Source organism: Streptomyces sp. a15, assembly GCF_059026085.1.
Window position 1 is genome coordinate 1 of the sequence record NZ_JBWLKM010000178.1, and the last position, 6,256, is coordinate 6,256.

At 71.4% G+C, this 6,256-nt stretch carries 6 protein-coding genes; 3 read left to right on the forward strand and 3 right to left on the reverse strand.

The annotated features are described in order from the left end of the window. Positions 1 to 166: 166 nt before the first annotated feature. From AC5P09_RS51085 to AC5P09_RS51095, 3 genes are all read right to left on the reverse strand, one after another. Entirely contained in the window at positions 167 to 817 is a 651-nt protein-coding gene (locus tag AC5P09_RS51085) for a GntR family transcriptional regulator (protein ID WP_493880492.1), read from the reverse strand. A gap of 128 nt (positions 818 to 945) precedes the next feature. After that, positions 946 to 1,656: a response regulator transcription factor gene (locus AC5P09_RS51090; RefSeq protein WP_493880493.1), complete on the reverse strand. Its 711-nt coding sequence runs from the start codon at positions 1,654 to 1,656 to the stop codon at positions 946 to 948. A 53-nt stretch (positions 1,657 to 1,709) separates the two neighbouring features. Next, complete coding sequence (locus AC5P09_RS51095) at positions 1,710 to 2,216, reverse strand: MarR family winged helix-turn-helix transcriptional regulator (RefSeq protein WP_493880494.1); 507 nt, start codon at positions 2,214 to 2,216, stop codon at positions 1,710 to 1,712. A 324-nt stretch (positions 2,217 to 2,540) separates the two neighbouring features. Here AC5P09_RS51095 and AC5P09_RS51100 point away from each other — a divergent pair, with 324 nt between their 5' ends. From AC5P09_RS51100 to AC5P09_RS51110, 3 genes are all read left to right on the forward strand, one after another. Then, the gene (locus AC5P09_RS51100) at positions 2,541 to 3,578 is read left to right on the forward strand and encodes a zinc-dependent alcohol dehydrogenase (RefSeq protein ID WP_493880495.1); all 1,038 of its coding nucleotides are present in this window, start codon (positions 2,541 to 2,543) and stop codon (positions 3,576 to 3,578) included. A gap of 94 nt (positions 3,579 to 3,672) precedes the next feature. Next, a complete protein-coding gene (locus AC5P09_RS51105; protein ID WP_493880497.1) occupies positions 3,673 to 5,136 on the forward strand; it encodes a sensor histidine kinase in 1,464 nt (487 codons plus the stop codon). Between the two features lie 132 nt (positions 5,137 to 5,268). After that, positions 5,269 to 6,256 (forward strand): MFS transporter (locus AC5P09_RS51110; RefSeq protein WP_493880496.1); only part of this gene is annotated, 988 nt, incomplete at its 3' end.

Below are 6,256 nucleotides of genomic sequence, written 5' to 3' on the forward strand. Positions count from 1 at the left end.
TTGGGGTTTCGGCCGGTGCGGCGAGAGTGCGTGCCGGGCGCCGTGGGTGCTGTGCGGGACTTTCGAAACACCCCCTAAGGCCTTCGCGCGGTCGCGCTCTCGACACCGGCGCGTCCCTTCGGCTCACTCGCCGGGAGTGGACAGGTGTGCGCCCGCCTCGCGCGGCTCAGCCGCGCAGCGCCTCGATCACGCTGACGAGGTGGGCGCGGACGGCCGTCTCGGCCGCCTGCGGGTCCCTGGACCTGATCGCTTCGATCATCGCCAGATGCTCATGCAGGGACTGCTGCGGACGCCCGGGCCTCAGCGCCAACTGGAACCGGTGACGCACCAGTTGGGCGTTGAGCCGCTCCAGGAGTTCCAGAGCCGTCTGCTGCCCCGAGAACTCCCGGATCCTGGTGTGCAGTTCGTGGTTGAGGCCGGAGTAGGTCACGGGTTCGCCGTCGGCCACGGCCTTGGTCATCGCCGTGCCCAGGTCCGTCAGTTCGGCGAGCTGCTCGTCGGTGGCCGCGACGGCCGCCTTCGCCGCGCACAGTCCTTCGAGGACCATGCGGCACTCGGTGATGGCGACCGCTTCCTCCACGCTCACCACCCGCACCCGCGAGCCGCGGTTGCGGATCCGCTCGACGAGTCCCTGGGACTCCAGATCGATAAGTGCCGCCCTGATGCTGGCCCGTGTCACACCGAACTGCTCGGCGAGCTCGTTCTCCACCAGCCGCTGTGCCGGTGCCATGTCGCCGTGCAGGATCGCCTGCCGCAGCTGCGCGAACGCGTGCTGTTTGGCCTGCTCTCCGGTGCTCGGACGGGCTTCTTTCGGCATCGTTGCCCTCCCTGAGTGAGTGCCTGTCAAACCTAAATCTAGCCAAACAAGATTGTCAACAATTTTGTCTGCTGTATTGCAGGCACAGGTTTCTCCCAGGAATGTCCCACAGGACGCTCCAAGCCGGTTCAGCGGGAGGCGCAGCCCAGCCAGTAGCCGAAGCCGCGGCGGGTGTGAATGAGGTTCGGGTCCTCCTGGTCCACCTTGCGCCGCAGCCGGGAGACGAGCTTCTCGATGGCCTGGTCGGCGCGGTACTCGCCCCAGACGTGCCGGCAGATCTGCTCCTTCGACAGCACGTGCTCAGCGTTGGCCAGCAGGTGGTGCAGGAGGCGGTACTCGGCGGGGGTGAGGTCGAGGGGGCGCGGCCCGCGGCTGGCCCGGCACGTGGCGTCGTCCAGGACCAGATCGCCGTAGCAGGGCATGCCCGTGGGCGCCGCGGGGCGTCGGCCGCGCAGCAGGACCTGGACGCGGGCGAGCACCTCGGGGATGCGGACGGGCTTGGTCACGTAGTCCTCCCGTCCCGGGCCGAGTTCGGGGACGAGGTGGTGCAACGCGTCGCAGCTGGCCAGGAAGAGCAGCGGCGGGCGGTCCGCCGGTGCGGTCCGGCGGTCCCGGGCGAGGTCCCTCAGGCCGGCCAGTCCGGTGTCCCACACCACGAGGTCGAACCGGTGCCGGGCGAGGCGGGCCATGCCCTCGGCGCCGGTGCCCGCGGTGCCGACCCGGTAGCCGGCCAACTCGAGCGTGGTGGCGAGCAGTTCGGTGTCGCCGGGATCGTCGACGACGACCAGGAGGTGCTGGCCGTCCCCGCGGGGAGGCCGCTTGCCGGGAATCCCGTACATGGCGTGACCATTCGTGTGGGGAGTGCGTTTCACGGCCTCGGCCGGGGGTCGGTTCAGCGGGCGACGGGCGGGAGGTCGAGCCGGTCCTCGGCCCGGGCGACGAAGTCGTCGACCATCCGGCGGAAGAGCGCGGCGAGATGCTCGAGATCCCCCTCGGACCAGTCGGCCAGGGCCATCTCCATGCCCCGGCGGCTCACCTCACGGATGCGCTCGACCGCCGCCGCTCCGGCGTCCGTGAGCTGGACTCGTTGGGCGCGCCGGTCGTCCGGGTCTGCGACCCGGACCACGTACCCGCCCTGCTCCAACTGCCTTATCTGCCGGGTGACATGGGACGCCTCCACCGACAGACGGACCGCGAGCACTCCGGGACGCAGCGGCTCGCTCTCCCCGATGTGCCGCAGGATGGCCACGGCGGCCCGGTCGAGTTCCAGTCCGGCCATCGCCATCAGGCGCTCGTGCTGCCGGGCGCGTCCGGCGAGGTACGTGACGCGGGTGAGGAGGCTCTCGATCTGGGTCACGTTCGCGGAGACGGGCGCTGCGGTGGACGGCTGTACGGGCATGCGATCACCTTAGATATAGTTGCCTGACTTAAGCAATATACAGATGGTTGCTTGACTTAAGTAACACACTTGTGCTTGCCTAAGTCAAGCAAGACGACCTCGGACCGGGGCCGCCCCGAGCGGAGGCGGCTCCTTTCGCGCCGGGCCTGTGGGGACAGGCACGGCGCGGTCGACGGGCCGGCAGGCGGAGCACTTCCCCCGTCCGCCGCCGGCCCGGCGCCGCAAGCGGACCGCCGGTCGGGTCACTGCCCTCCCCCGCCCGTCAGACCTCGCACCAGCCCGGCAGCACCTGCCACACCGCACCCTCAGAGAGTGAGACCCTCCATGGCCACGATGAAGTCCGTCCTGACCGGCGCCCAGAACAAGATCGACGTGGTGGACGTCGAGCGCCCCGTCCCCGGCCCCAAGGACGCGCTGGTCCGGATCCGCGCCTGCGGTATCTGCGGCACCGACACCTTCTTCCTGCACATGGGCGGCATGCCGGTCGATGCCAAGGGCTCGATGCGCGCCATCCCGCTGGGCCACGAGCCCGCCGGCGAGGTCGTCGAGGTGGGCGCCGAGGTCACGGACCTGAAGGTCGGCAACCGCGTGGTCGTCAACCCGCAGGGCGCCCCGACCGGCATCATCGGCTGCGGCGGCGACCTCGGCGGCATGGACGAGTACCTGCTCATCCGGGACGCCGAGGTGGGCAAGAGCGTCGCCGTCTTCCCCGACCACGTCCCCTTCGCCGTCGCCGCGTTGAACGAGCCCATGGCGGTCGCCCGGCACTGCGTCAACCGCTCCGAGGCCAAGCCCGCCGACAAGGTCGTCGTCTTCGGCGCCGGACCCATCGGCCTGGGCGCCACCATCTGGCTGAAGCTGCGCGGCGTCGAGCACGTCGTCGTCGCCGACGTCATCCCCTCGCGCCTGGAGAAGGCGCTGGCCGTCGGCGCCGACGCCGTCATCAACTCCGCCACCGAGAACGTCACCGAGCGCCTCACCGAACTGCACGGCCAGGCCGCCAACGCCCTCGGCCAGCCCCGCGCCGGCACCGACATCTACATCGACGCCGCCGGCGTCCCCGCCGTCTTCCAGGCCGCCGTCGACTCCGCGAAGTGGAAGGCCAAGCTGGTCATGGTCGCCGTACAGAAGAAGGGCTCGGACATCGACCTCGGCGGCATGCTCCGCAGCGAGCTCACCCTCATCGCCTCCCAGGGCTACCCCACCGAGATCTTCGAGGTCACGGCGGAGCTCGCCGAGCACAAGGACGTCTTCGCCAAGCTGATCAGCCACAGCGTTCCGTTCTCCGACGTCGACCGGGCCTTCGAGCTCGCGCTGACGCCGGGCGCCGCGGAGAAGGTCGTCGTCACCTTCGACGAGTGACGGACCCGCCCGGGCTCCTCCCGCCGCCCCCGGCCGGCAGGGGCCCGTGGTGGTCCGCACCGCGGTGACCGCACCGGACGGGAACGCCCACACCATGATCGACAACCTGCAACGCCTGCCCTCGGCCCGCCCCCACGCCGTCGACGCCGGACTCGCCGCCGCACTCTTCGCCTGCTCGCTGCCGGGCAGCCTGGTCACGCTCCCGGGCCACGACTCCGGCATACCGTGGTGGCCCGGCGTCCTCCTCACCGGAGTCGCGTGCGCCGCGCTGCTGTGGCGCCGCTGCCGGCCCCGCACGACGACGGCGGTGACGATCGTCTGCGCGACGGCCGTCGCGGCGCTCGGCTACATCCTCACGGTCCTGCTGCTCGGCCCCCTCATGGTCGCGCTGCACTCGCTGGCCGTCCGCACCGACCGCAGGACCGCGAACACCTTCGCCGGCACCGGCATCGCCCTGCTGGTCGGCGCCTCCCTCCTCGTCGGTCCCGGCAACGAACCCCTCGTCCTCAAGCTGCTCGGCCCCACCGCCTGGCTGCTGCTGCCCACCTCCCTGGGCACCGTGACCCGGCTGCGCGGCGCCTATCTGGAGGCCGTGCAGGCCCGCGCCAAGCACGCGGAACGCACCCGGGAGGAGGAGGCGCGACGGCGCGTCACTGAGGAGCGCATGCGCATCGCCCGGGATCTGCACGACGTCGTCGCCCACCATCTCGTCCTGGCGAACCTCCAGGCCGGCGCGGTCGCCCGGATGCTGCCCGCCCGGCCCGCCGAGGCCGAGCGGATCGTGCGCGACCTGTCCGGCACCACCTCCGCGGCGCTGCGCGAACTCAAGTCCACCGTCGGCCTGTTGCGACACCAGGTGGACCCGATCCCCTCCACCGACACCGAGGACCGAGCGGCCCATCCGACCGACGGCCAGGACGGTACGACCCACTCGCCCGGTGCCGGAGACCGTACGACCCAACCGTCCGGCGCCGGAGACCGTACGGCCCACTCGCCCGGTGCCGGAGACCGTACGGCCCAACCGTCCGGCGCCGGAGACCGTACGGCCGACCCGTCCGACGCCGGAGACCGTACGGCCGACCCGTCCGACGCCGGAGACCGTACGGCCGACCCGTCCGACGCCGACAAGCCGCCGGCGCCCACCCCCGGCCTCGCCCAGCTCCCGGACCTCGCGTCCTCGTTCCAGCACGCCGGCCTCGCGGTCAGCCTGGCCACCGACGGCGACCCGCGTCCCCTGTCCGCCGGCGCCGCCCTCACGGCGTACCGGATCGTGCAGGAGGCCCTGACCAACGTCACCAAGCGCGCCGTCACCGGCTCGGCCGAGGTACGGCTCGCCTACACCCACGACCGGCTGGTCGTCACGGTCGTCAACGCCGACGCCGTGAGCCGGTCCGACTCCTCCTCGCCAGGCGGCGGTTACGGCCTCATGGGCATGCGCGAGCGCGCCCACTCGGTCGGCGGCCGCATCCGGATGGGCCACCGCCCGCAGGGCGGCTTCGAAGTCGTCGCCGAGCTGCCGGTGCAGCCGTACCGGCTGGAGGAACCCGCGGCCATCTGAGGCCCCACCCCTTCCGTGGCGCGCACCACACACCGGTTCCGCTTGCGTAAGTCAATCAATTACTATTAACTTGAGTAAGTCAAGCAATACAGTTTGTCCCCACCCCCTTGTGCCCTGACGGAGGCTCTTGCCATGTCCGACGCCCCTGCCCGACCCGCCGCGGCGGTGAAGCCCGCCCCGCCGAGGTCGAACGCCGTCGTGGCGGTGCTGGCCTCCGCCGGAATCGTCGTCGCGTTGATGCAGACGCTCGTCATCCCGATCGTGCCCGAGCTGCCGAAGCTGCTTGACGCCTCGGCGTCGAACACGGCCTGGGCGGTCACCGCCACCCTGCTCGCCGCCGCCGTCGCCACCCCGGTGGTCGGCCGGCTCGGCGACATGTACGGCAAGCGCCGGATGCTGCTGGTCAGCATCGTCCTGCTGATCGCCGGCTCGGTCGTCTGCGCGCTCAGCGACTCCGTGATCCCGATGATCGCCGGACGCGCCCTGCAGGGCCTGGCCGCCGGTGTGATCCCGCTCGGCATCAGCATCATGCGCGACGTACTGCCCAGCGAGCGGCTCGCCGGGTCGACCGCCATGATGAGCGCCTCCCTCGGCGTCGGCGGTGCCCTCGGTCTGCCCTCCGCGGCGTTCATCGCCGACGAGTGGGACTGGCACCTCCTGTTCTGGACGTCCGCCGTCCTCGGCGCCGTCGCCTTCCTGCTGGTGCTGACGGTCGTACCGGAGTCCAAGGTGCGGGCCGGCGGCCGCTTCGACCTGGTCGGCGCGCTGGGTCTGTCGGCCGGACTGGTGACGCTGCTGCTGGCCGTCTCCAAGGGCGGCGACTGGGGCTGGACCAGCGCCACCACCGTGGGCCTCGGCCTTGCCTCGGTCGTGATCCTGCTCGCCTGGGGCCTCTACGAGCTGCGCAGCAGCCAGCCCCTGGTCGACCTGCGCACCACCGCCCGCCCGCAGGTGCTCTTCACCAACCTCGCCTCGGTCGCGCTCGGTTTCTCGATGTTCGCGATGTCCCTGGTGCTGCCGCAGCTGCTCCAGCTGCCGGAGGTCACCGGCTACGGCCTCGGCAAGTCCATGCTCACCGTCGGCCTGGTCCTCGCCCCGCAGGGCCTGGTGATGATGGCCA